Origin of the sequence: Luminiphilus sp. nBUS_16 (assembly GCF_051201645.1) — a bacterium.
Lineage (GTDB): Bacteria > Pseudomonadota > Gammaproteobacteria > Pseudomonadales > Halieaceae > Luminiphilus.
The window spans coordinates 1,013,736-1,038,906 of sequence record NZ_CP179205.1; the positions used below are offsets into that span (position 1 = coordinate 1,013,736).

Genomic DNA, 25,171 nt, shown 5'->3' on the forward strand with positions numbered 1-25,171 from the left:
TTCGTTGACCGTGGACTACATTCTCCATTGAATATAGCTCAGTGCTGCCCAGTCGCCAATGCTTATAAGCGCCCCTTGAATGCGGCGGCCAGAAGGCGGAGCTACAGGTTGAGATTTCGGTCTCGACCGAGACCAAGACCCATGCAATGCCTGTCGGCCTTTGTCGTCTTAATCTGTTGCCCTTTACCGTCTTAAAGTGCACCTTTATGTCTTGAGTTTGGCACTTATTTAGGAGATGAAGTTATGAGTGAACAAATCGCTTTAGTCACAGGTGCGGGTATTGGCTTGGGCCGTGCCACGGCTCTAGCTTTGGCCGATTCAGGGTATAGGGTCATTGTAACCGATGTCTTGTTGGCTGAGGGGCAAGCTGTTGCCGATGAGATCTCTGCGCGGGGCGGTCAGGCAGAGTTTCATAGCCTCGATGTCACCGATACCGAGGCGGCGAACGCCGTTGTCCATGATGTTGAGGCGCGGTTTGGGGCACTATCTGCATTGGTGTTAAACGCTGGCATTGCTCGAACCTTGCCACTGAGTTCCCTTGATGATGACGCCTGGGACGAGACCATGAATGTAAATCTCAAAGGTATGATGCGGGTCATGCGCGCAGCTATTCCGGGCATGCAAAAGGCGGGAGGTGGGTCAATTGTGTGTTTGTCCTCTATTGTGGGGGCCGTATTGGGCTGGTCAGAACATATCCCCTACGTCGCCAGCAAGGGGGGAGTCATGGGGATGGTACGTTCAGCAGCGCTAGAATTTGCGGCTAACGGCATTCGAGTTAATGGCATCGCGCCCGGTGTCATACGCTCTGCGCAAACCCTCGATCCGGTCAACTCACTCGGTGAAGAGGGGCTCGCCGCTTTTGCCGAGACTGTGCCTTTGGGGCGTGTGGGCAATCCCGAAGATATTGCCGATGTCGCTGTATTTTTGTTGTCTGATAAGGCGCGCTATTTAACGGGGCAAATCATTCCTGTCGATGGTGGAACTACCATTAGTTTGTAGCGTGTAGCAGACACAGTATTCGTTGAGAACCGGCGCTTGGATAGATTTAAGTTGTGCTACCGACGATTATTGAGAGGTTCGTCGGTCGGTAAAACTGGCAGGAACCCGCCGTTAAGCGGCCAAAACGGAAAGGCAAAAAAAAGGCAGGGTGGAGACCCTGCCTTTTCTTGTTTTTGCGTTTAAATTTAGAAGCTGTACTGCACCTCTACACCCGCACGTCGCTGTGTACCAGGGCTCACAAAGCCGCCACCGAATTCGGGGGCCAAAATCACCTCGGCAATAAACTCCTCGTCGGTGAGGTTACGTGCGAAGGCCATAATGCTCCACTTCTCTCCGCGCAGACCCACTCTTAGGTTCGCTAGACCATAGCCGTCGACCTGGGTGCCACCTTGCCCTGTTTGTGGATCCTGCCCGTAGTTGGCAGGCGGTCCGCCAAACAGCGTCGCGGGAACGACATCGTCTTGGACCGTGTGGTACCAAGTGTCGCCCTGGTAAGAGTACTCAAGTCTGCTGAACAGCTCGAAGCGGCCTAGGGGCAATGAGTATTGAATCGCAGCATTGGCCGTGAACTCGGGGTTGTTGGGCACGTCGTTGCCTGCGGTGTAGGGTCGCAGAGCGTTGACGTCGATTTCGCCGTCGACCATGGAGTAACCCGCATCAAACCGCAGGTTGTCTGTGATCGCCCAGGCTGCACTCAGCTCAAAACCCTGCAGCGTAACTTCATCGATATTTTCAGCGGTTCTCAGCAAGCCGAAGGGGCCTACGAAGAATTCGAAGAACTGCATGTCATCGACTTCGGTATGAAAGACCGCACCGTTGAGCTGCAAGTTTCCGTCCAAGAGTCCCGACCGGAAGCCCAGTTCGAACGAGCTTGAAGTTTCTTCCCGGATAAGATCGGGTGGCGCTACAAGCGCGCCGCCGTTCTCAACAAGATAGAAGTTTACGATCTGGCTTGCTCCTGAGTTATTGAAGCCTCCAGCTTTAAAGCCTACACCCCAGCTGGTGTATAACGTTGTGCTTTCGGTGGCATCCCAGGTCAGGCTGACTTTGGGCTGCAACTGATCAAAAGTTTCACTGTTACCGGGGATGCTGGAGCTCACCGTAAAATCGTTGAAGTTAACAAAGCCCGGGTTCAGCGGCGAACCATTGAGGGGCTGGCCATTCAACGTACATTGGCCACCGCAGTAGTCGATGTAGTTAGAGAGCGCGCCATCTGCAGGGGAGGGTACGTTGTTGGTGACGTCACGTTCTTCACGGTCGTAGCGTAGCGCCAGCGACAGTTCCATAGACTCGGTTAAATCGTAGTTTACCGATCCGAAGGCCGCCATAACGGTGGTGTCGAATGTGTCGTTCACCATTGCGTCAGTAAATCGGTTGTAAATGGTAGTGGGCACATTGCTCGCGGGGTTTGGCCAGTTAGAGCCGTCATCGCGCAGCTGTGAGACCGCCTGGTACCTTTCGATATCTAGGTAGTACAAACCTGCTTGCCAGCGTAGCCGTTGATCCGAGTTGGACGTGAGCTGCACTTGAAAGCTCATGTCTTCCTGGAAGCGCTCTTGGTATTGATAACCGTCACACGTTGTCGGGCTGTAGGGGGGAAGCACTTGCGCACCCGCTGCAGAGCCAAAAATAAACGTTGGGGCGGGCAACGCCGTCACACCACCGGGTACCGATGGGGTGTAAGACGGAGTCAAAGCGTCAAGTGAGTTGATACAGGCTGAGGTACCGCCGTAGAAGCCAAAAGCACCCGATGTGCCGTCAGCAATGAAAGTATCCTCGGTGTCACTGTAGAAGCCCCAGGCGGTCAGTGTCGCCCAGTCCATGTCCCAGTCGGCTTTAACCGAAAACTCGAGGACATCTTGTTCATTAACTGGCCGCACGTTACCTGCAAACACAAACTCGTGGGTGTTGACGTCCTGATAAAAAGATTCGACCCCTGGGGTGCCAAAGCCTAAAAATGGTGGCAGCGCAAAGGCGGCGTTAAAAGTAATGGCCGCACCCTCTGATTTGCCGTACCGCAACTTGGTGTCGATCGACAAATTGTCCGTGGGATCGAAGACTAAACGGCCCTGAACAGAATAGTTTTCTGCATCGTCGACGACATTGTCGTTAAGGAAGGAGTTGCTATAGAAACCATCTGTGCTTCGGTAATCTGCGGTCAATCGACCCGCTACATTCTCGCCCAGTGGTCCAGCGACGGTAGCAAGGCCGGTGTAGGTACTGTCTTCAGCCATGCTAATTCGAACATCGCCTTCAAACTCTTGCGATGGCCGCTTCGTTGACATGATGATAGCGCCAGCGGCGGCTGAACGTCCGTACAACGCCCCTTGAGGCCCTTTCAAAATTTCAATTTGTTCGAGGTCAGCGTACTCGCGGTTGAAGGCGTAAGTGTTGATATAAAGAATGCCGTCAATAATCAGCGCAAAGTTAGTTTCCGCGTCCCGTGCGCCATTGATACCGCGGATGGAGACCGACGAGTCACCGGTTTCAACGGTGTTGACGAAGCTCACCCCTGGAGTCTGAGAGATAAAGTCTTCTGCCCGCTGAATCCCCATGTCGTTAATCTGTCCCGCGGTAAAAGCGGTCACGGTGCTGGGTACGTCTTGAAGTGATTCGCTTCGTGCTCGAGCGGTAACGACGACTTCCTCGAGCTGGGCGTGGGCAAAGTTGGGTAACGCGAGGCTGCCGCCGACGGTTGTCAGTGCCGCAAGCGCTAATGATAAATGGCTTTTAGCTGTCGCAGGTCTTTGGTGTGATGGGTTTTTCATGTCCACGGATCCTCCAGTAAGCATTTGGGAAGTGGCTTTAATGGTTGTTATTCTCTCGATAAATACTGATTTACCGAGTGCTTGGATTACTCAGGCGAACATCGCCCGCAAACATTTGTACGTACAATTACTTCAACACCCCCAATATCGCCGTACGTTGGGCTGGGGTCAAGTCCAAATCGTTAATGATATCTGAGGTATTTTGCCCCACTGACGGCAGAGATGCGTCGATGGCAGCGGGTTCCCGCTGGAATTTAAGCGGCGTACCGATATGGTCGTTGCCATCATCATCTTGCCAACGCATGCCCCGGGCCGAGACGTGCTCGGCTGACCAGGCCTCGTTGAGATCGAGAACCGGGCTCCAGCAAATATCGCGACCTTCGAACCATAACTCCCAATCGGTCAGCGTTTTAGCGCGGAATGTTTCTCGCAGAAAACGGATAGCCGGCTCGTGTGCCGTGCCAGCAGGTCCCGCCACGGCGTGAATGAACTCGGGATGGTTTAATCCTTCGAACAGCGCACTTACAAATTTGTGCTCTCCGCCTCCTAGGGCTAGGAATCGGTCATCAGCCGTTCGATAGATGTTCAACATAGCCCCACCGCCATGGCTGCGTTCGGCCAACTGGCGAGGTGCCCGTTTGCCGGCGAAAACCGGGCCTAAAATATTGGGTGATGCTGCGAGTACAGACTCATGCATGCTGACATCGAGATAATCCCCTTCGCCCGTAGTTTCCCTTCGAAACAGAGCCATGAGAATGCCTGACAGGGCGGCCCAAGAAGACAGCATGTCTGAAATGGCGACACCGATTATTGCAGGGCCGCTGTCTCCCTCCGGGGAGCATGACAAACTTAAAACTCCGGAGGCTGCGACAGTAGCAGTGTCGTGGGCCGGCTTGTCTCGCCAAGGTCCCGATTGACCGAACGCTGAAATAGAGCAATACACGATTTTAGGGTTCAAGGCTCGAACCGCATCAGGGCCAAAGCCCAATCGGGCAGCTACACCGGGGCGGAACGCCTCAACGAGCACATCTGCGCCCTTGATGAGTTCAGCGAGTGCGGCCTTTCCCGCGTCGCTTTTTAAATCGAGGGCGATACTCTCCTTGCCTCGCTGGGTGTTGCGAAACATCACTGTTTCGCCCCCTTGCTGCCAGGGGAAAGATTGACTCGAGCGGGTGGGTTCTGGTGACTTAGGGTTCTCTACTTTGATAACCCGGGCACCGTGATCCGCCATCATTTGCGTGGCTGCGGGGCCGGGTAGGAATAGCGAAAGGTCGATAACCGTGACGCCATCAAGCTTCATCAGGCAGGCTCAGTTGGTGATGCCGTCAGATGACAGCGCTGCCAATGCAGAGGCATCGAGACCCAATAGATCGCCCAGTATTTCTGTGTTGTGTGCGCCAATTTCGGCTCCGGGCCAGTCGGTTCTTCCCGGGGTCTCTGAGAGTTTTGGGGCGATTGCCGGAATCTTTAAAGGCGTGCCGTTGACGTCTACTGACTCAAACATGCCCCGGGCGTTGTAATGAGGGTCGGTCATCATGTCTTCGACGCTGTAGATGGGTCCTACGGGAACTCTTACGGCCTCAAGACGCTCGATAATGTCTTTTGAGCTATTAGCAGCGCACCAGTCGGCTAACGCCTGATCGATGGCTTCCTGATGCACGACTCTTCCTGGGTTATGTTCCAGCTCTGGGTCGTTTGCCATGTCCTCGCGTCCCGCTTCTTTCATGAGGCGCTTGAATATTGAGTCGCCGTTCCCGCCAATAACAACGTGCTTGCCGTCTGAGCAAAGATAAGTATTGGTAGGGACGATGCCGGTAATGGTGGTTCCAGACGGTTCCCGAACCACACCGGCGCCGTCATACTCTGGAACGATGCCCTCTAGTAAATTGAAGACGGCTTCATACAGGGCGACGTCAACCACCTGTCCCTCTCCAGATTTAGAACGTTGAATCACAGCGAGCAACACGCCCAGGGCCGCGTGAATTGCTGCGGCGGTGTCACCCAGGGAAATATTGGGGCGTACCGGGGCCTTGCCGGGCTCACCGTTAATATACCTAAAGCCACCGTAGCCTTCTGTGACTGAAGCGTAGCCTGGCTTAGATGAAAACGGGCCGGTTTGGCCGTAACCTGAAATGCGAGTGTAGATAATTCCCGGATTAATCGCTTTAACCTTTTCCGGACCTAATCCCCATTCTTCCATAGCCCCCGGGCGGAAGTTTTCCACGACGATGTCGGCCTTACACAGTAAATCAAAGGCCAGCTCTTGGCCTCGTTCAGATTTTAAATCGAGGGTGACGCTTTTTTTGTTCCGTGCGAGGGAGTGGTACCACAGTGACATGCCATCACGTACCTCTCGCCACTGACGAATGGGGTCGCCTGTGGGCGGCTCAACTTTGATGACCTCAGCGCCAAAGTATCCCAAGATAGTGCCGGCAAATGGGCCTGCCAGTAGCTGGCCCATTTCGACAACGCGTAAACCTTCAAGTGGACGTTCACCGGTCATGCTAGTTTCCTCAATAGATCGGCAAAACCTACAGAGGCTTTACCCAAACCACAATAGCTTGTGGAGTTGCCATTCAAATACATACTGGGTCACAAGATATTACGCCAAAGGTTTGTGGCTGGTTCTTAGGCGCGCTCGCCGCATAGTAATGAGTTTGATCTCAAGGCGTCCACGGGGGGAAGAGGATCTGCGTTGGATTTTATTCATTTGGCGTTGCAGGAGACCTGCGGTGGAGGCAAGGCGATCCTGTTATTGCGCTAGGCGTTAAGTTGAGCACGCCGTGCAGCGAGCGGATCTTGTGCAGGTGCCCGGGCTTTTGCCTAGGAGTCGCTAGGGTCTTGCGCAATTGGTAACTTTGAACGCGACACGCGGAAAGTGCGAGGGAGTCACTGCCATTCACTTCCCGTCATAGCATTAAGGCTTCTAAGTTCTATAACATAGCGGTATTAAAAAGCGCTCCAGTTTCATGGTTGGGGTCGCCAGCCGAGTATTTTTAGCCAAGTGTCACAGATCGGGGCTGTGCAAGTGATAGCAACCTACGACCGTATGAAAATTGATTCTAAGGTTTTTAGTCAACCATGAGATTACATGCTGATCTAACGCGCCGTGCTGTTGTTAATAGCCTCGAGCTTAATTGGGTAGCGTCACCTATGGCGGGGGTTCACCGCCGGATGCTGGACCGCAAGGGTGATGAAATTGCCCGAGCAACCAGTATCGTCCGCTACCAGCCAGAGAGTTTTTTTTCGTCCCACACCCACGGTGGTGGCGAAGAATTTTTAGTGCTCGAGGGGATTTTCTCCGACGAAAACGGCGATTACGGTGCGGGGACTTATGTCCGAAATCCTGTTGGCTCAAGCCACACCCCTTTTTCTAGAGAGGGCGGCACAATATTCGTCAAACTGCAGCAGTTCCACCCTGAGGACCAGCAACGCGTATGTTTGGATACAAAGGCAGCGTCGTGGCGTCAGGGGCTGGTAGAGGGCACGCGAGTATTGCCATTACATCAGTACCGTGGCGAGGTCGTAGTGTTAGTCGATTGTGCTCCGGGGGTTGTTTTCCCTGAGTGCTTGTATCCCGGTGGTCAAGAAATTCTAGTTCTTGAGGGAGAGCTAAACGATAATTTTGCTGGCCATAAAAAAGGTACTTGGATAAGAAATCCACCAGCTAGCTGTCTACAACAAGACAGCCCTCATGGTTGCTTGCTCTATGTGAAAACGGGGCATTTAGTCCCGGAAAGTTAACAAGTTAACTCCTGAAAAGTTGGTCTGAAGTTGTCTTCCCACTAGCTCCAAGCAGAAGAAATGACCTATGCTTCGTCCAGCGACGCGACGGGCAAATCGAATGAACTATCGCAGGGCTGTCGCGCTGAAGAACCTTGATCTTCCAAATTGCGCAGTTCGGAGAGAGTCTTTTTTAGCGACTTAGACCGTTTAGGCGCAGAATTTAAACGTCACAGAATTTGTTGCCACGCCCTTTAAACGCAGGGCTGGCAGTAGGCAAAACACGATCATCAAAAAGCACAATTTTATTGGCTTTTTTCTACGACATTTATTGGGGCGTTATGAATACAGTGGCAACTGCAATACCTGAACTTTTGAACGAGCTGCCGCCAGATGCTGAGGCCGTCCCCCCTTGGCTCGAGAGCGCCCTGCAGGTGCCTCGCGAGGAGGGCTGGGTAGATTCAGGAGGATGCGCAATTCATTATTTTCGCTGGGGCAACCCAGAGAATCCAGGATTGTTGTTAATGCATGGGTTTCTGGCGCATGCTCGATGTTTTGCCTTTATTGCGCCGTTTCTCGCAGAAAATTATCACGTCGTGGCTTTCGACCTGTCGGGTATGGGTGATTCAGGGGTGCGGGAGCATTATCCCGATGCGGTTCGTGCTGCTGAAGTCGAAGATGTGGCGCGCGCTACGGGATTATTTGATCATGAGATTAAGCCGATTGTGATCGCGCATTCTTATGGGGGGCATGTGGCGTTGACAGCCATGGCAGACCGTCACCAAATGTTCGGTGGTTTAATCATTTGTGATTTGATGGTCTTGCGGGCTGAGCGCCTCAAAGCGCACTTTTCGGAGGGTAGACCACTGCCATCTGATCCATCGCGCCCCAATCGCATTTACCCCGATTATGAAACCGCAAAGGGTCGCTTCGTTCTTTCGCCCAATCAGCCTGTCAGCGTTCCTAGTCTTTTTGACTACATGGCGTTTCACTCTTTACGACAAGTGGACGAGGGCTGGCGCTGGAAGTTCGATACCAGCGTTTTTCAGAGCGACTTTGGTCAAGAGGAGCGTATGTTTGGCCAAGGCAAGATTATTGCGGCGACACCGGGCCGAAAAGCCGTAGTGTACGGTCAAGACAGCGTTTTGTTTGACGACGATTCGGCGGTTTATCTTCGAGAGTGCGGGGCGGTAGACGTTCCCATGATAGGGATCCCGGGGGCGCGACATCATCTGATGCTGGACGAGCCTATTGCCTTTGTCAGTGTGTTGCGCGGAATTTTGGCGCTGTGGGCTGTGCCTGCTGTCTGTGGTAAAGCTGGGGTGCTGAGTAAAGGTACGTAGGCCGCTGCATAGCGGTGTTTCATGACCGACGCTCAGCAGATTTGACCGACGTTAAACAGGCGTTTACCTCGAGTCATCGACGTAGCGAACCGCATTGAGGTACCAGGTTTGTGGACCTGAGGGGCTCTCTATAACGATCTCTGTGTCGATAGTTTTGCCGAGTAAGGCACGGCCCAATGGGGAGTCACAGCTCAGCTTCTGCGCACTCAGGTCGAATTCATCGGGGCCAACAATCCGCCAGTGGTGCACTTCGCCTTCAGCATTTTCGAGGGTTACGTAGGCGCCGAAGTAAGCTTTGTCGGGGTTGGTTGGCGCCGACGTAACAACGACGAGTTCGTCGAGGCGCTTGCGTAAAAAGCGAACCCTGCTGTCGATTTCGCGTAGGCGCTTTTTGCCGTAAATATAATCACCATTCTCCGATCGGTCGCCGTTAGCAGCGGCGGCCTGCACCGCGGCTGTAACTACCGGCCGCTCTACCTTCCAAAGTTCCTTGAGCTCTTCGCGTAAGCGTTGCTCCCCTTCTTGCGTGATGTAGGGGGAGCCTTTGGGCCTCGGCGGGCGGTAACGTGACAATTCAAGACTCCTCGCTGTTCGTTTCGAAAATAAGCGCCCGAGCAAACCCAAAGCTTTACAAAGCCTCAACCATAGCAGGGTTTGGGTGCGATCTAGCCCACCGAGGTTAGGCGGTGTTTGTGACGAAGTTGCGCAGCTTGCATAGCGCACTCAAAAGCCGAAAAGGGTCCTAGTGCCCCGATGATCTATGTCGAAAACCACTGACGGTATGCCCCTTAACGAGATAGATCCAAACATCGCGCTAATCGTATTGCAAATGAGAATGATTCGCTATACGATTATGTTTCAGTCAAATAAAATCACACAACTTAAAAGATTTGAGACAAACGGAATTAAGAAGGGGTTTCCGATGACAAGAGTAAGTCGAAAATTGAGCGTTATTTTTCCTGCGTTGCTTCTATCGTTGGGTTTAGTCGCTTGTGGAGGCGGCAGTGACTCGCCTCCGCCGCCCCCGCCCCCAACACCGCCCGTAGACGAGCCGGTAGAGGATCCAGACACCGATGGCGACGGTATTGTAGACGCCGAAGACAATTGTGTTGAGACAGAAAATCCCGGGCAGGAGGACAGTGACGTTAACGGTAAGGGCGATGCCTGTGATCCTATGCCTCTGGTTTACGCCGCCGTTGGCTACGTGGGTGATGGCACTGACGACGGCGTCAGTTACACGGGTCAGACAGCGAGACAGGTGCTGCAACTCGGTCTTGTTAGTTACATGGAAGAATTGCAAGAGAGCCCCGGGCAGGCAGAGGAAATTTCAGCGGGTTTACGGTTCTATATGACCGGCGACGGAGCCGATGAAACTGCCCACGGATTTACGACGAAAGGCAGCGACCCGGTCATACCAGGACCCACTTACGGCGATATCAGCACGGGTAAAAACCTCAACGGAAAAATTGCCGGCGGTAGCTTAGCGGGCACGGGTGAGACCGAAATGTTAATCGACGATGAGTTCTTTGGTTGGAGTGCAGGGCTGGACGCTACGCCTCTCCCCATCGAGTTGGTCTACGTTTGGATGGACGCACTAGCAGCAGAAGCGACAGACGAGGTCACGCCGGCGGTCACAGTAGCCAGTGGCCAAGAGGTCCTCATTGGTACTCCAATGATTTCAAGTGCTGGGGTTCATTATCGGCAGCTGATTCAAAAGTTTTTATCGGTAGCGGTGAATTTTTCCCAGGGCACAAATGACTATTTGCAAGCGGACTTCCCCAACATGCTGGGTGAGGAGAAACCGGGCAAAGGTTACTCGGCGGGTGCCCACGACTACGACGAGGCTTTCGGTTACTACGGCGCCTCTAGGGATCTCAATGACTACACTGACGATGAGGCTGCCGGCAAAGGCGGGCGCGCTGAATATGGCAATGGCTATTACGACTCCAACGGCGATGGCTTAATCGACCTGAGAAGTGAATTTATTTTTGGCCATGCGCAAAACTGCGCAAAGCGTGATCGTAAAAAAAATGCCGAGGGCGTTGCTTACACCGACTATTCCAAGTCGGCAATGGACGCTTTTTTGGTGGGTCGTCGAATTCTTGAAAATGCTGAGGCAGCCGGAGAGTTGACGGTAGAGGCAGATGCCGCATTGCAGGGTCAAATCGAAATCGCTGCAATAACTTGGGAGAAGTGTATTGCGGCCACGGTCGTGCACTACATCAATGATGTCTCAGATGATATGGCTGACTTTGCCCCGCCTTATTACGCCGATCTTTCTAATTTCATCAATTTGTCTAAGCACTGGGGTGAGATGAAAGGGTTCGCTCTGGGTTTACAGTTTAGCCCAGTGTCTCCCTTTCGAACCGGCGAAACAGGGAAGGATGTCGCAGATCTAAAGCGGGTGCTGTCGCTCATGGGGGACGCACCGGTGTTGGCTGACGGGTCTCAGGGTGGCCAAGCTGCCACTGCAGCTTCTCCGTCAGATGCCATTCAAAACTACTTAGCAGATTTGCAAGAAGCGCGGGATATCTTGGCAGAGGCCTACGGATTCGAGTCGGAAGTGGTCGAGATTTGGTAGTCGATCAAAAATACGAAAACTATCGGGCGTTATAACCATTAACGCTCAAATTACAGGCGCCGCAGACCGGCGTCTTTTGTTGTTTTAAGTTTGAGGACATTTGGAATGTCAAAGAGGTTGAGTGGGCTGTTGTTTTATTGCCTGGTGATATTTTCTTTAGCGGCTTGTACTGATAGTGGGGGCGATGTGGCCCCCACGCCAATTCCCGGTGATGGTACGGCCGGTGGCGACACGCCAGATGACCCCTCGGGTGGCAGCGGGTCTGGAGAATACTCAGTAGCGCAAATGTTAACGGCCTATGTCGATGAGATTGTGTTACCCAATTACGCCGCCTTGGTGTCTTCGGCACAAGCCATGACGAATTCTGAGGGCGACCTTCATGCCTACTGCGACGCTATCGGCACAGAGAATGAGTCGGCATCCCGTGCAAATGCAAAAGATCAATGGCGAGCCCTAGCGTCACAAGTTCAGCGCGCAGAGTTACACGCGATAGGACCCGCTTCGGAGAACGCATTCAATCTGCAATATCGGCTCAATTCGTACATGTTCGGCTCATTGAGTACCTGCGGTGTTGACGGCATTGCGGCGTTGGTGGATGAGAATTTTGACATTAGTAATCGTTCAATTAATCAGCGCGGCATCGGGGCTTTGGAGTATCTCCTGTTTAATGAGACGCTGGTCCACTCCTGTCCCCCTCAGGCTTCTGCGACTCAGAATTGGAACGACTTGAGCGTCGAGCAAAGAAAAGAAAAGCGTTGCGACGCGGCAAAGCTCATTGCCCAAGATATTGCTGAAGCGGCTGATGCTATCGCGACCCGCTGGGACCCTAGTGGCGGCGATTTCCGAGGGATTTTTTTAGCTGAAGACAGCCTATCCGAGAGCCTGCAGATAACCACCGATGGCCTTTTTTACCTCGAAGAGGGTGCCAAGGATGCAAAGCTGGGTAACCCCCTGGGAATTATTGAAGCCTGCTCTTCGCTGACCTGTCCCGAGCAAATTGAATCACCATTTAGTCGAACATCGCTTCGTCAAATTATTAATAACGTCAGGGCATTTGAAACAATCTTTGTCTCTAATGAAGCCACAGGATTTGACGCGCATATTGTCAGCGAGGGATTTCCCGAAGTAGCTCAGCGGTTTGTTGATAATTTGTCAGTGACAATTGCCCTGGCTGAAAGTATTGACGTTTCACTCTCAGACCAGGTTCAGCTAATACAAACCGCCTCTGATGACGCTGAGTGTGCCAATGCATTCGCTAACCCAGACAGCCCTTCAGATCGATTCCCAACCTGCACGCTTTACGGACTCATTAAGCGAATAGTCGACGACTTGAAAATTGATTTTGTCACTATCGTCAACGTTTCCGTGCCGGGTGGCTCTCAGGCTGACAACGATTAATGCAAGTTTTGAAAATTTATAAGTGTGAGTTAATCATGAAGTGTTTAGTGGGTGTCGTTGCGCTAGTGAGCGCGGGTGCAGCTTTTGCAGAAAATTCTGTGCTTGAGGAAATCACCATTATTGGCAGTCGCACCGATGCTCGAGAAGTTTCGGGCTCTGCCTATGTGATCAACGAGGAAGACCTTGAGCGTTTTGACTATGTCGATCTCAAGAAAATCTTGGCCCAAACCCCTGGGGTCTATATTCGAGACGAAGATGGCTACGGGCTGCGTCCTAATGTTGGTATCAGAGGTGCTGCTGCAGAGCGAAGTCAAAAAATCACGCTTATGCGTGATGAGGTTTTAATTACGCCTGCGCCGTACTCCGCACCCGCAGCCTATTACGTCCCCAATGTGAGCCGCATCTCGAGTATCGAGGTGGTAAAGGGCCCGGCAGCTGTTACCCACGGGCCTCACACCGTAGGAGGGGCCGTTAATTTAGTTTCTGCTCCTGTTCCTAGCGCTGCTATGGGCGTGCTAGACCTCAGCTACGGTTCTGATGGCTACTACAAAGCCCAAGCCGCCTACGGAAACATGAAAGGTAATTTTGGGTACCTCGTTGACGTCCTGACTTACGGCGCCGATGGCTTTAAGACTATTGATGGTCATGGTGATTCTACGGGCTTTGAACGCTCTGACTTTGGCATCAAGCTGCTTTATCAGAATCCGGAATCGCCCCGTGAGCACAAGGTATCCCTGTTGATCGAAGGGGGAGAGGAGGGAGCTGATGAAACGTATTTGGGGCTCGCCGACGCCGACTTTAGAGACAACCCCTATCGACGCTATGCTGCATCGCAGTTGGCACGATTTGAGTCTGAGCATATTAATGTGCTCTTAAATTACTCACTGTCTCTGACCCAACACACCCGCTCCAATGTGAAAGTGTATTGGAACGATTTTGATCGATCATGGAACAAGCTAGATGGCTTTTTGGCGGGCCCAACGCTACAAAAGGTTTTGCAAGCGCCGAGTCAGTATCAGGATCAGTATTTTGTATTAACCGGACAGAAAAACTCTGCCCTGACAGATGATGAAATTTTGGATGTCACCAACAACGATCGGGCTTACGAAAGTAGTGGTATTCAGTGGTCAATTTCAGATCAAAGAGCTATTGGATCCATTACCTTATCGTCCCGCGGGGGTATTCGCCTGCATCAAGATCAAGTGGAGCGAAATCATCAGCCAGCGACTTACTTAATGACCAATTTACAAATGATTCCCGATGCAGTGCCAAGAGAGCCAAAGGTCGTGAACAAGGCCGAAAGTGAGGCCTTGGCGGTTTATGGCATAACCCGAATTAGCCTCGGTGGATTTTCCATAGATCTGGGGGTCCGGCATGAAGACATTGACGGAGAGGTCTTCAATCAGCTGACCGGCGAACGGTTGAAACGCTCTCAAGCACTGACTTCGCCGTCGATCAGTGGTATCTGGGAGGTTTCCGACAATATGTCGTTTTTTGGCGGCATTTATGAGGGTTTTTCCCCTGCGGGACCTGGATCAGAAGCTTCTCATGAGGACAGCACAAATTACGAGATTGGCGCACGCTTTAACAACGGCGGCAGTGAATTATCTTTGGTCGGTTTTTATAGCGACTACGGTAATCTCATTGGCCGTTGTCGTGTTAGCGATACCAGTTGTGAGCCGGGTTCAGAGTTCAACGGTGGTGAGGTGGAGATTTTTGGTGCGGAATTAGCTGCGCTGCATACAGTGATGCTGTCAGAAAGTCTCTCGCTGCAGGGCGCCCTAAGTTACACCTACAGCGAATCTGAGTTTGCGACTACGTTTTTTTCAGGATTCCCCCAATGGGGTTTGGTAAAAGCGGGAGACGAGGTTCCCTATATTCCTGAGAGCGTGGGCAGTCTGCGCGTTAGCCTGTTAGGAGACCGCTGGCACATAGACAGCACCCTCGATTTTCAATCGCAGATGCGTGAGGTCCCTGGCGCCGGTGCCATTACCGAAGAATTGCATAGTGATGGGTTTGCTATTTTGGACCTCAGCGCCACTTACGACATGACAAACCATGTTTCGCTGCAGGCGTCTTTATTAAACGTAACTGACGAAGCTGCGATAGTGTCTCACCGTCCGTTCGGAGCTAGACCTAATCGTCCGCAATCAATTGTTGGCCGCATTCGCTATTCGTTCTGATTATTCATGATGCTAGATGCAGTACAGCCACTTATTGCGCCGTTGCTATATGTCAACGATCCTGCCAAGCGGTTGTTCTGGATGCATATTTTAGGTTCAGTTGTGCTTGCCGCTTGGTACTTTAGGGCCGCATTGCCGGGCTTGGGCCCCGGGGCTCTTGCCCGTCGCCTACTTTGCAAAAAATATTGGTGGAATGCCTCCACACGCATCGATTACGCGCTGTTATTTTTCAATACGTTTCTCAAACTCGTCGTCTTTATTCCAATGCTGGGAGGTCAGCTGGGGGTGGCACTTATTACCGCTCGCGTCTTGCACCTTCATGTTTTGGACGCCCCGCAAATCTCCGCGGGCCCAATTTTTGTGTCGCTGAGTTTTACCATGGTGGCTTTTGTCTTTGATGATGCTGCCCGTTTCCTCACGCACCTAGCCATGCACCGCAACCCCTTCTTATGGCGCATTCATCGGCTTCATCACTCTGCAACGACGCTGACTCCGTTTACTGTCTTTCGAACTCACCCAATCGAAAGCTTCATTAACTATTTGCGATCAATTGTTACATTGGGGCTGATTTCTGGGGTGTTTATTTGGGGCTTTGGTGCGCAGCTTCAGGTTTGGGATATTTTGGGCGTAAATGCGTTGGGGTTTTTACTAACCTTGGCCGGATCTAATCTGCGGCATAGCCATATTCCCTTGGGGTTTGGATCCTTCGAGCGTTATATCATCAGCCCGGCCCAGCACCAGCTGCACCATTCTATAGACCACGGGCACGGCAATTTGGGTGCCTACCTCGCCCTTTGGGATCGGTGGAATAAGACTTTTATCTGGGGTTCTTCGGCACACAACCTTTCATTTGGGCTCAACGATTATGAGGAAAAGGCCTCGCCCAATAGGGTGTTGCCTGTGGTTGATTTTACCCGTTAGCTTTTGATTTCCGGCGCTACAGTGAGTCGGTATAGCCTCCTGTAAGGGGAGTTTTGGATAGGTTAAATAAGCTGTGCCATTGGATCACGGGATCATTCCTCAGCGTTAATAGCCGCACCCTAGTTGCATCCCAATTTATTCGGTTGGTCACGGCTAGCTTGTGACAGTTTAAAGGTAACGGTTAATAAAGCTTCGGCTTAGCCTAGCCTCTGAGGCTTTTAAAGTTCTCAGTACACTCAAGACCGGCCACGCGGATAAACTTCGAAGCTCCCTTTCTCGCTGTTTTCACAAATGCTCGCACCTCAATAGACAAGCCACTGAGGGATAAAAAGCGAACCTGATGTCGGATGCGAGAAATCTAACCCTTGCAGTGAAAATAAAATGTATTGATGCTACGGGTAAGATGAAGCGATACGACGATGGAATTATGATCATTGTTTTACTCCAGCGGGTTGCTGTGCAGCGGGTTTTCGCCATGCTGATGCTCTGCTGTGGTGCCCCGGCAGCCGTTGCCAACTGCGTAGAATTGTCGGGAGACGCTAGGCAGGGGGGCTTGTTGTGGGGACAAGTGGCACCGACTGCGCTTGTGACCGTGGATGAAATTTCTATATTGGTCATGCCCAGCGGAGCGTTTGTTTTGGGGTTAGGGCGCGACGCACCCAAAGAGCAGGCGCTCTCAATTATCTACGCTGGTGACCGCTGCACCCAAACTGTGGCAGTCGCGCAGAGACAATACAACATCCAGCGCGTTGAGGGCGTTCCCCAAAAGACCGTCACGCCCCCCGACGATGTGCTTGAGCGGATTGCTCGAGAGCGCGCGCTGGTTCGCAAGGCCAAAGCCCGGCGTATTGAGCGTCCCGAGCTGCTAGAGGCGGTACAGGCGGGACTTTCTTGGCCTGCAACGGGCAGAATCAGCGGAGTTTACGGCAGCCAGAGATTTTATAATGGCACTCCCGGTTCACCCCATTACGGTGTCGATGTGGCGGTGCCCACGGGGCATCCTGTTGTGGCTCCGGGTCCCGGAGTGATTACCTTGGCGGAGCTCGATCTTTTCTACTCTGGGGGTACGATTATTCTCGATCACGGGTATGGTCTGTCTTCGTCCTTTCTGCATCTCAGCAAGCTACATGTAGAGGTGGGTCAAGAGGTGCAGCGGGGCGATCTTATTGGTGAGGTTGGGGCTGCCGGACGCGCTACTGGGCCACATTTAGATTGGCGAATGAGTTGGTTGAATCAACGAGTCGACCCTCAGCTGCTTGTTCCGGCCATGCCGCTTCCAGACTGATCGTTATCAACAGGTGCGAATTGCACCGGCAACCCCGTATACTTCCCAACTGTCTATTGTCACCAGAGGATTTCTCGTGCTCGATCCTAAACTACTTGAGATTTTGGTCTGCCCCGTCTCCAAGGCGCCCCTGGAGTACCAGCCTGAGCAACAGGAGCTCGTTTGCCGTGCCAGTGGGCTCGCCTACCCTATACGCGATGACATTCCCGTTATGCTTGAAAGCGAAGCGCGTAGTTTAAGTCTCGAAGAGCGTGAACGGTGAGCAGAAGCTTATGAGCGATACGATTTTTGGCAAGATTACGCGTGGTGAAATTCCCAGCGAATTTTTGTATGAGGACGAACACTGCGTTGTCATTCAAGATATTCACCCACAAGCGCCGACGCACGTTTTAATCATTCCCAGAAAACCGATTCCCCGATTGGTCGATGCACAGCAGAGCGATTCAGAGCTGCTGGGGCACCTGCTACTGGTAGCGGGTAAAGTCGCGAATGATTTGGGTGTGGGTGAAGGTTTTCGATTGGTGATTAATAATGGCGCCGATGGCGGGCAGACGGTTTTTCACTTGCATCTTCACATACTGGCAGGTCGCAGCATGGCTGAGGGTGAGTTGGCGGGTGGTCTGGTCTGAGTCAGCAGTGTTGGGTTTCCCGGGTTCTTAGTGGGTGATGCATTAAACCAGTGCAGCAGTGTCTGAGTATTATGCCCAGTCGTCCGGCCGTAAAAGCAATAAAGACTGTCGCGATAAAGTTTGAGAAGTCATCAATAAAAGGGCTCTGAGCCCAATGTATTCATGGCCGTGGGGCCAAATGAGAGCTTGCAATGAAAACAGCTGAAATACGTGAAGCGTTCCTGTCCTACTTTGAAGATCAGGGCCATACTCGAGTCGAGTCAAGCTCCCTCGTGCCCCATGACGACCCGACACTTTTGTTTACCAACGCGGGCATGAATCAGTTTAAAGAGACCTTTTTGGGGTTGGAAACCCGGGCTTACCAGCGGGCTTGTACGTCACAAAAATGTGTTCGTGCAGGTGGCAAACACAACGACCTTGAAAATGTCGGTTACACCGCGCGCCACCATACCTTTTTCGAAATGTTGGGCAACTTTAGCTTTGGGGATTATTTCAAGCGCGAGGCCATCAACTTTGCTTGGACCTTTCTGACTGAGGTGTTGGAGTTACCCAAGGAGCGCCTTTGGGTGACGGTACACATTTCCGATGACGAGGCGGCGGCCATTTGGATTGATGAAATTGGAATTGATCCCAGCTGCTTATCACGCTTAGACGAAGACAATTTTTGGCAGATGGGTGACACCGGGCCTTGCGGGCCCAGCTCCGAAATCTTTTACGATCATGGCGCCCATGTGCCCGGCGGGCCTCCTGGCAGTGCCGACGATGATCTCGATCGCTACATTGAAATCTGGAATCTTGTGTTCATGCAGTTTAATCGGGATGGCGCCGGGGAGTTGCATCCGCTACCGGCGCCTTCTGTTGATACAGGCATGGGTCTGGAGCGCATAGCGGCGGTTTTGCAGGGCGTGCATTCCAACTATGAAATAGATCTTTTTCAAACCTTGATCAAAGCCACTGCCTCGGCTCTTGCTGTCGCTGATCTGGAAGAGAAATCATTGCGCGTGATCGCGGATCACCTGCGCTCCTGTGCATTTCTCATTGCCGATGGTGTGATGCCTAGCAACGAGGGCCGGGGATATGTGCTGCGCCGCATTATTCGCCGCGCCGTGCGTCACGGCAACAAACTGGGTTCTACCCAGCCTTTTTTCGCGACCTTAGTGCCTGTGCTAGTGGCTGAAATGGGCGCAGCTTATCCTGACCTTCAGGCGAGTGAGAGCGTCATTGTGAAGGCGCTTCGTGCCGAGGAAGATCAGTTCGCGCGAACTTTAGATAATGGCATGGCTATTCTTGAAGAGGCCCTGAGCGGTCTTGAGGGCGCTGTACTTCCTGGTGAGCTTGTTTTTAGGCTCTACGACACTTATGGGTTCCCGGTGGATCTGACAAATGACATTGCTCGCGAGCGCAACCTTACCTTAGATGTGGAAGGTTACGATGAGGCAATGGCCCAGCAGCGCAAGCGATCTCAGGAGAGCGGCAGTTTCAAAGTTGACTACAACGAGTCAGTCACAATCCCCGGAGAGACGCAGTTTACCGGCTACGACAGCACCGAAGGCTCAGGAACCATTTTGGCTCTGTTGGCCGAGGGTGAGATGACGCAGTCATTGGCTGCGGGTGAACGGGGAGTTGTGGTTCTCAACAGCACGCCTTTTTACGGCGAAAGCGGGGGGCAGGTAGGTGACTGTGGCTTGCTACAGGGCGATTCGAGCCGTGCGGATGTTACCGATACAACTAAGGCTCAGGGACATCACTTTCATCATGTTCAGGTGACTACCGGTGCTCTAACCGTGGGCGATGCCCTGACAGCGACGGTCGATAACGAGTTGCGCCAGCGTATTCGTCTCAATCACTCGGCAACACATTTACTCCATGAGGCCCTGCGCCGGGTTTTAGGTGACCACGTGGTACAGAAGGGCTCATTGGTCGACTCCGAGAGGCTGCGGTTTGATTTTTCTCATGGTGAGGCTGTGAGTGCTGCGCAGATTGAAGAACTCACCCAAATTGTGAATGAGCAAATTCGGGGGAACAGCGCCACGACGACGCAGTTAATGGATATGGATAGCGCCGTTGCAGCGGGTGCGACCGCCCTCTTTGGCGAGAAGTACGGTGACGAAGTTCGGGTGCTGTCTATGGGATCTCAAGGCTTTTCCGTGGAGCTCTGTGGCGGTACTCACGTTGATAGAACGGGCGATATTGGCCTGCTGTTGGTGACCGGTGAGTCTGGCGTCGCTGCTGGGGTGCGGAGAATAGAAGCCATCACAGGTCAGGCTGCTTTAGTGCAAAGTTTAGCCAGCAGTCAGCGGGTGGTCGATGTGGCTGAGGTTTTAAAAGCCACGCCAAACGCCGTTGTAGAGAAGGCCAGCGTATTGCGATCAGAAGTACGTGAGCTGGAAAAAGAGGTGGCGCGCTTGAAGCAAAAGCTGGCCACTTCATCCGGGGGCGATCTCACGCAGTCAGCGGTTGAGGTGGGGGGCATCAAAGTGTTGGCCACCCAAATAGAGGGTGCCGATGTGGCAACGCTTCGCGATACCCTTGATCAATGTAAAAACAAACTTGGTACGGCGGTGGTGTTATTAGCCGCGGTAGAGGGCGACAAAATTTCTTTAGTCGCAGGTGTCACCAAAGATGCCACCGACAAAGTGCGAGCGGGAGACGCCATTAAAGAGTTTGCCGGACGGCTGGGTGGCAAGGGCGGAGGTCGTCCTGACATGGCTCAGGGCGGAGGTACCGATGTTGCAGCTTTACCCGCGGCGCTAGCGGCCGTGCCAGACTGGGTGGCGTCACAGCTTGCCTAGTGGGGCTCGCTGTCAGGTCCGGCCCTTCCTATCGAATATCGCGCGCACCGCTTACTCAGCGGTGCTTATGTGGTATGCTCCGCGCCCAATTTTAACCGACCGGCACGGGTTTTCATGGCCCTAATAGTTCAAAAATATGGCGGCACTTCGGTGGGCTCGGCTGAGCGTATCGAGCATGTTGCCGACAAGGTTGCGGGCTTTCATCGCGACGGCCATGACGTGGTGGTTGTCGTCTCAGCAATGTCTGGAGAGACCAACCGTCTCATTGAACTTGCGCACTCCATAGAAGAGTACCCCCAGCCTCGGGAGCTCGACATGCTCGTGTCAACCGGTGAGCAGGTCACGACAGCTTTGCTGAGCATGGCGCTTCACAAGCGCAAGGTGCCCGCTCGATCTTACAATGGGTCTCAGGTGCGTATTCTGACCGATACTGCCCACACCAAGGCACGAATTCAGCACATTGATGGCCACCGTTTACGGGCCGATATTGATCAGCGGCGAGTCGTGGTTGTGGCCGGCTTTCAGGGGGTTGATCCGGAGGGCAACATAACGACGTTGGGGCGGGGTGGTTCGGACACAACAGCGGTGGCCCTCGCGGCAGCATTGTCGGCCGATGAATGCCAAATTTATACCGACGTTGATGGGGTTTACACGACAGACCCTCGGGTGGAATCGAGCGCCAGACGCCTTGAAAAAATTACCTTTGAAGAAATGCTCGAGCTCGCAAGCATGGGTTCCAAAGTGCTGCAGATACGTGCTGTCGAATTTGCGGGTAAGTATGCCGTGCCGCTGAGAGTTCTCAGTAGTTTTAACGAGGGCCCCGGTACTTTAATTACCATGGAAGAGGACGCAGATATGGAAGCGCCAACAATAGCGGGCATTGCTTTCAACCGTGATGAGGCCAAACTCACCGTATTGGGTGTGCCCGACACTCCCGGTGTTGCTTACAAAATATTAGGTCCTGTGGGTGAGGCCAATGTTGAAGTCGATGTAATACTTCAGAACATTGGAGAGGAAGGTCACACCGATTTTACTTTCACTGTGGCGCGTAACGATCTTGAGAAAGCGAGAAAAATTCTTGAAGATTTAGTGGTTCAGTTGGACGCGAAAGAATTGCGTGCCGACGCAAAAATTGCCAAAGTGTCGATTGTCGGGGTTGGCATGCGCTCACATGCCAATGTGGCAGCGCGCATGTTCAAGGCCTTGGCAGAGGTGGGCGTTAATATTCAAATGATCAGCACGTCGGAAATAAAAATTTCGGTGATTATCGAGGAAGATTATTTGGAACTCGCGGTGAGGGCTTTGCACTCCGCATTTGGTCTCGAGCACAGTCCTGAGGGCAGTGGCTGAGATCGGCTATAGTTAGGACTTAAATTCAAAAAAAGCAGCAAACAGGGAAGTTAGAAATGCTGATACTAACAAGAAGAATGGGTGAGTCCCTGGTGATTGGCGACAACATCACCATTACAGTGCTCGGTGTAAAAGGTAACCAGACCCGTCTGGGTGTAGACGCGCCTCGGGACGTGTCGGTGCATCGGGAGGAAATTCTTAACCGGATTCAAGCCGATAACCCTCCAGAAGAGGGGGAAAGCGACGGAAATACCCGAGACAGCGACTAAAGCCTGTTTTTCAGCGAATTCTCTATGGTAGGATTCGCACCCTCCGGAGAAGTGGCCGAGTGGCTGAAGGCGCTCCCCTGCTAAGGGAGTATACGTTAATCGCGTATCGAGGGTTCGAATCCCTCCTTCTCCGCCATCCAAACAAAAGACGCCCCTTTGGGGCGTTTTTTTGTTTGGGGCTTTGAATTTGGGAAGAGAACTCTCGGGTTCGACAAACTCTGCCTTGGGCAGAGTTTGGACGCGGAGCCGTAAGGCGGAGCGCCCTGGAAGGGTTTGAGCAGCGGAGGCAACGCTGCTCGAATCAATCCCTCCTTCTCCGCCATCCAAACAAAAGACGCCCCTCTGGGGCGTTTTTTTGTTTGGGGCTTTGACTATGGGATGAGAACCCTCGGGTTCGACAAACGCTGCCTAGGGCAGAGTTTGGACGCGGCGCCGTAAGGCGGAGCGCCCTGAAAGGGTTTGAGCAGCGGAGGCAACGCTGCTCGAATCAATCCCTCCTTCTCCGCCATCCAAATAAAAGACGCCCCTCTGGGGCGTTTTTTTGTTTGGGCTTTGAATATGAGGTGAGAACCCTCGGGTTCGACAAACGCTGCCGAGGGCAGAGTTTGGACGCGGAGCCGTAAGGCAGAGCGCCCTGGAAGGGTTCGGGTGGGCGGCTTGATGAGAACGCTGTTGTGGTGAAAGTTTAAGCATCAAGAGCGGTATGATTTTCAGGTTCAGCTAAGCGCCACTCTCGTCTCTCGTTATTTCTAGTTTTAAATTTTCACGCCGTAGTATAAAGTCTTAACTAACTATACATATGTGTTAATAAACTAATTCAGTATGGCAAAGGCCAGATTTTGGCGAGTCGCCTTTCGAATTTGGTTGGTCAGCAGAAAATAAAATGCTCAGATATTTCTGGTACCTGACTGCGAGATCAAGGCCTCCTAAATGTATTTTTGTGCAAGAGCGGGAAAGAGCGTGGAAACGCATGGGACCGCCGTCATCTTCCCCAAGAGCGCGATTAAGTTGACCTGAATAAGGAGAATAAAGATGGTTTCTGAGAGCGAAGTGATTGTTAGTGACGACAAGGGTGTACTGACGATAATGCTCAATCGACCACAAGCAAAGAATGCAGCCAATAAGGTACTGGCCGAGGGGGTGAGTGCAGCAATCGACCAACTGGAGAGCGACTCCAATCTGCGAGTGGCCGTGATTACCGGCGCAGGTGGGACTTTCTGCTCGGGCATGGACCTCAAAGGCTTCGTCCGAGGTGAGACACCCTATATCGAAGGCCGGGGGTTTGCCGGTTTGACCGAATATCGCACTAAGAAACCGATCATTGCGGCGGTAGAGGGTTATGCGCTGGCCGGCGGGATGGAGATGGCCATCAGCTGCGACATGATTGTCGCCGCTGAGAGTGCCAAATTTGGCATCCCTGAAGTTAAGCGGGGCTTGGCAGCTGGTGCCGGTGGCTTGTATCGGCTTCCCAGACAGATACCCGAGCGCGTAGCGATGGAATTGGCCTTAATGGGCGACTTTATTTCCGCGCAGCGCGCCTATGAATTGGGTTTGATCAACCGGGTTGTCGAAAGCGGTGGCGCCCTTGCAGCAGCGCAGGAAATGGCGGCAAAAATCGCGGCGAATGGTCCAATGGCTGTGGCCGCGAGCATGATGGTCGTGAGCCAGGCCCAAGATTGGACACTTAAAGAAGCTGCTCAGAAACAGGGCGAGTATCTCAGTCCGGTATTTTCTAGCGCAGATGCCATTGAAGGCGCGACAGCTTTTGCCGAAAAGCGCGCGCCTGAGTGGAAGGGGAGGTAATTAGGCGTTTTATTTCTCAACCTGCGTTGCTACGAAATCTGAATGAATTCGGTGGCTCAGGCGAAAATGGAGTTACGTGTGGGTATGTCTGAGGGCAAAACCGCCATAGTCATCGGGGCATCAACACCGGTAGGGATGGGAGCCGCTACGGCGCGCCGCTTGCGCCGGGAAGGCGCCCGGGGCGTTGTTTCGGGACTCGGTGAGCAGCCGCGTCAAGAACTCGCGCAGGAGATCGATGGCCTGGCCTCTGAAGCAGATATCACCTCGAAGCAAGCGAATGTCGATCTGGTTAATTTCACCCTAGAGACCTATGGCCAGATTGACCTCGCTGTTAATCACATGGGTCTCGCCACCCGCAGTCCCATTGCGCAGGAGACTGAAGAGCACCTGCAGTTGATGACCGAGGTGAACTGCTTCGGTACATACTGATTCATCCGGGCGGTGGCGGATGTGATGGGAGAGGGGCGTGCGATTGTCACCACCTCGTCTCTGGTGGCTTATGACGTGTCAAACGGGAAGTCTGCTTACGCCTGTGCCAAGGCTGCGGCGGAGCGATTTGTAGAAGCCGCTGCAGTCGAAGATAGCCAGAACAGACTACGCATCACTCCATCTATTAATAGCACAGCGATGCTGCGTAAAGGCATCTATTAGCGGGGTGGCGACTTCGATGAATTTGTTGGCCTCTACAAAGAATTGGCGCTGCTCGGCCGGATCTCTACTTCCGAAGATATTGCGGGAATGGTGTGCCTGATGCTGTATCCCGAGTTCTTTGAAACAGGGCAACATATCCACCGTAGTGGCGGAGATTCGCTGCTTGGGCAACCCGTACAGGTTGTTACTCAGGATCTGAACTAGCCCCCAAAACTTGAGTGCAATTTTCGCACCTTGCATGCCAATGCGAAGCGCCAGCTAGCTATTGGGATCCGCCAGAAAGTATCGCGATTTTTCACTATCAGCACATTTTTTTCAGACACTAAGCTAAGACCCAGCGGTCTGTCTTGTTGATTAATAATTTACAGCTGTGTAAAGTATATATTAAACTATACACACATGATAAGTATAAGGTGACAGGTTTTAGGATGTTCTTCGGCCTGCCCTTTGTGCGAAAAGTTTTAGTAATCCGATAA

At 52.7% G+C, this 25,171-nt stretch carries 18 protein-coding genes, 1 tRNA gene and 1 pseudogene; 16 read left to right on the forward strand and 4 right to left on the reverse strand.

Annotation, left to right across the window (positions count from 1 at the left end; genetic code table 11):
* Positions 1–243 precede the first annotated feature (243 nt).
* The gene (locus ACMAY6_RS04600; protein WP_435214844.1) at positions 244–999 is read left to right on the forward strand and encodes an SDR family NAD(P)-dependent oxidoreductase; all 756 of its coding nucleotides are present in this window, start codon (positions 244–246) and stop codon (positions 997–999) included.
* Positions 1,000–1,184: 185 nt separating this feature from the next.
* On the opposite strand, the gene ACMAY6_RS04605 is transcribed toward ACMAY6_RS04600, so the two are convergent.
* From ACMAY6_RS04605 to ACMAY6_RS04615, 3 genes are all read right to left on the reverse strand, one after another.
* Positions 1,185–3,767, reverse strand: a complete 2,583-nt coding sequence (locus ACMAY6_RS04605) for a TonB-dependent receptor (protein ID WP_435214846.1) — start codon at positions 3,765–3,767, stop codon at positions 1,185–1,187.
* Positions 3,768–3,894: 127 nt separating this feature from the next.
* Entirely contained in the window at positions 3,895–5,067 is a 1,173-nt protein-coding gene (locus ACMAY6_RS04610) for a CaiB/BaiF CoA transferase family protein (protein WP_435214848.1), read from the reverse strand.
* 9 nt (positions 5,068–5,076) lie between these two features.
* Entirely contained in the window at positions 5,077–6,270 is a 1,194-nt protein-coding gene (locus ACMAY6_RS04615; protein WP_435214850.1) for a CaiB/BaiF CoA transferase family protein, read from the reverse strand.
* A gap of 578 nt (positions 6,271–6,848) precedes the next feature.
* On the opposite strand from ACMAY6_RS04615, the gene ACMAY6_RS04620 reads away from it, so the two are divergent.
* Both ACMAY6_RS04620 and ACMAY6_RS04625 read left to right on the forward strand, forming a co-directional pair.
* Positions 6,849–7,511: a cupin domain-containing protein gene (locus ACMAY6_RS04620; protein WP_435214852.1), complete on the forward strand. Its 663-nt coding sequence runs from the start codon at positions 6,849–6,851 to the stop codon at positions 7,509–7,511.
* 320 nt (positions 7,512–7,831) lie between these two features.
* Positions 7,832–8,833, forward strand: coding sequence for an alpha/beta fold hydrolase (locus tag ACMAY6_RS04625; RefSeq protein ID WP_435214853.1), 1,002 nt, complete (start codon positions 7,832–7,834; stop codon positions 8,831–8,833).
* Between the two features lie 63 nt (positions 8,834–8,896).
* Here ACMAY6_RS04625 and greB read toward each other — a convergent pair whose 3' ends face one another.
* Entirely contained in the window at positions 8,897–9,406 is a 510-nt protein-coding gene (gene greB, locus ACMAY6_RS04630; RefSeq protein ID WP_435214855.1) for a transcription elongation factor GreB, read from the reverse strand.
* Between the two features lie 349 nt (positions 9,407–9,755).
* Between greB and ACMAY6_RS04635 the strand changes: the two genes are divergently transcribed.
* The 13 genes and pseudogenes from ACMAY6_RS04635 (at position 9,756) to ACMAY6_RS04695 (ending at position 24,695) form a co-directional block, all read left to right on the forward strand.
* Positions 9,756–11,414, forward strand: coding sequence for a hypothetical protein (locus ACMAY6_RS04635; RefSeq protein ID WP_435214856.1), 1,659 nt, complete (start codon positions 9,756–9,758; stop codon positions 11,412–11,414).
* Positions 11,415–11,519: 105 nt separating this feature from the next.
* Positions 11,520–12,812 (forward strand): imelysin family protein, encoded by a 1,293-nt coding sequence (locus tag ACMAY6_RS04640; protein ID WP_435214858.1) that lies wholly within the window; start codon positions 11,520–11,522, stop codon positions 12,810–12,812.
* Between the two features lie 35 nt (positions 12,813–12,847).
* A complete protein-coding gene (locus ACMAY6_RS04645; RefSeq protein ID WP_435214859.1) occupies positions 12,848–14,995 on the forward strand; it encodes a TonB-dependent receptor family protein in 2,148 nt (715 codons plus the stop codon).
* A 6-nt stretch (positions 14,996–15,001) separates the two neighbouring features.
* Positions 15,002–15,916, forward strand: a complete 915-nt coding sequence (locus tag ACMAY6_RS04650; RefSeq protein WP_435214861.1) for a sterol desaturase family protein — start codon at positions 15,002–15,004, stop codon at positions 15,914–15,916.
* A 340-nt stretch (positions 15,917–16,256) separates the two neighbouring features.
* On the forward strand, positions 16,257–17,201 hold the full coding sequence (locus tag ACMAY6_RS04655) for a M23 family metallopeptidase (RefSeq protein WP_435214863.1): 945 nt from the start codon (positions 16,257–16,259) through the stop codon (positions 17,199–17,201).
* 76 nt (positions 17,202–17,277) lie between these two features.
* A complete protein-coding gene (locus ACMAY6_RS04660; protein ID WP_007236018.1) occupies positions 17,278–17,463 on the forward strand; it encodes a Trm112 family protein in 186 nt (61 codons plus the stop codon).
* A gap of 10 nt (positions 17,464–17,473) precedes the next feature.
* Positions 17,474–17,830 (forward strand): histidine triad nucleotide-binding protein, encoded by a 357-nt coding sequence (locus ACMAY6_RS04665; protein WP_435214865.1) that lies wholly within the window; start codon positions 17,474–17,476, stop codon positions 17,828–17,830.
* A gap of 191 nt (positions 17,831–18,021) precedes the next feature.
* Complete coding sequence (alaS, locus tag ACMAY6_RS04670) at positions 18,022–20,622, forward strand: alanine--tRNA ligase (RefSeq protein WP_435214867.1); 2,601 nt, start codon at positions 18,022–18,024, stop codon at positions 20,620–20,622.
* Between the two features lie 114 nt (positions 20,623–20,736).
* Positions 20,737–21,972, forward strand: a complete 1,236-nt coding sequence (locus tag ACMAY6_RS04675) for an aspartate kinase (RefSeq protein ID WP_435214869.1) — start codon at positions 20,737–20,739, stop codon at positions 21,970–21,972.
* A gap of 56 nt (positions 21,973–22,028) precedes the next feature.
* The gene (gene csrA, locus ACMAY6_RS04680; RefSeq protein ID WP_435214871.1) at positions 22,029–22,241 is read left to right on the forward strand and encodes a carbon storage regulator CsrA; all 213 of its coding nucleotides are present in this window, start codon (positions 22,029–22,031) and stop codon (positions 22,239–22,241) included.
* Positions 22,242–22,286: 45 nt separating this feature from the next.
* A tRNA-Ser gene (locus ACMAY6_RS04685) sits at positions 22,287–22,377 on the forward strand.
* Between the two features lie 896 nt (positions 22,378–23,273).
* A complete protein-coding gene (locus ACMAY6_RS04690) occupies positions 23,274–24,044 on the forward strand; it encodes a crotonase/enoyl-CoA hydratase family protein (protein ID WP_435214873.1) in 771 nt (256 codons plus the stop codon).
* An 84-nt stretch (positions 24,045–24,128) separates the two neighbouring features.
* A pseudogene (locus ACMAY6_RS04695) lies at positions 24,129–24,695 on the forward strand (SDR family oxidoreductase).
* Positions 24,696–25,171 lie beyond the last annotated feature (476 nt).

Bases quoted from the DNA above. Each gene is read 5' to 3' on its own strand.
- ACMAY6_RS04600 (WP_435214844.1), top strand. From the start codon at position 244: ATGAGTGAACAAATCGCTTTAGTCACAGGTGCGGGTATTGGCTTGGGC.
- ACMAY6_RS04605 (WP_435214846.1), bottom strand. From the start codon at position 3,767: ATGAAAAACCCATCACACCAAAGACCTGCGACAGCTAAAAGCCATTTA.
- ACMAY6_RS04610 (WP_435214848.1), bottom strand. From the start codon at position 5,067: ATGAAGCTTGATGGCGTCACGGTTATCGACCTTTCGCTATTCCTACCC.
- ACMAY6_RS04615 (WP_435214850.1), bottom strand. From the start codon at position 6,270: ATGACCGGTGAACGTCCACTTGAAGGTTTACGCGTTGTCGAAATGGGC.
- ACMAY6_RS04620 (WP_435214852.1), top strand. From the start codon at position 6,849: ATGAGATTACATGCTGATCTAACGCGCCGTGCTGTTGTTAATAGCCTC.
- ACMAY6_RS04625 (WP_435214853.1), top strand. From the start codon at position 7,832: ATGAATACAGTGGCAACTGCAATACCTGAACTTTTGAACGAGCTGCCG.
- ACMAY6_RS04635 (WP_435214856.1), top strand. From the start codon at position 9,756: ATGACAAGAGTAAGTCGAAAATTGAGCGTTATTTTTCCTGCGTTGCTT.
- ACMAY6_RS04640 (WP_435214858.1), top strand. From the start codon at position 11,520: ATGTCAAAGAGGTTGAGTGGGCTGTTGTTTTATTGCCTGGTGATATTT.
- ACMAY6_RS04645 (WP_435214859.1), top strand. From the start codon at position 12,848: ATGAAGTGTTTAGTGGGTGTCGTTGCGCTAGTGAGCGCGGGTGCAGCT.
- ACMAY6_RS04650 (WP_435214861.1), top strand. From the start codon at position 15,002: ATGATGCTAGATGCAGTACAGCCACTTATTGCGCCGTTGCTATATGTC.
- ACMAY6_RS04655 (WP_435214863.1), top strand. From the start codon at position 16,257: ATGTCGGATGCGAGAAATCTAACCCTTGCAGTGAAAATAAAATGTATT.
- ACMAY6_RS04665 (WP_435214865.1), top strand. From the start codon at position 17,474: ATGAGCGATACGATTTTTGGCAAGATTACGCGTGGTGAAATTCCCAGC.
- alaS (WP_435214867.1), top strand. From the start codon at position 18,022: ATGAAAACAGCTGAAATACGTGAAGCGTTCCTGTCCTACTTTGAAGAT.
- ACMAY6_RS04675 (WP_435214869.1), top strand. From the start codon at position 20,737: ATGGCCCTAATAGTTCAAAAATATGGCGGCACTTCGGTGGGCTCGGCT.
- csrA (WP_435214871.1), top strand. From the start codon at position 22,029: ATGCTGATACTAACAAGAAGAATGGGTGAGTCCCTGGTGATTGGCGAC.
- ACMAY6_RS04690 (WP_435214873.1), top strand. From the start codon at position 23,274: ATGGTTTCTGAGAGCGAAGTGATTGTTAGTGACGACAAGGGTGTACTG.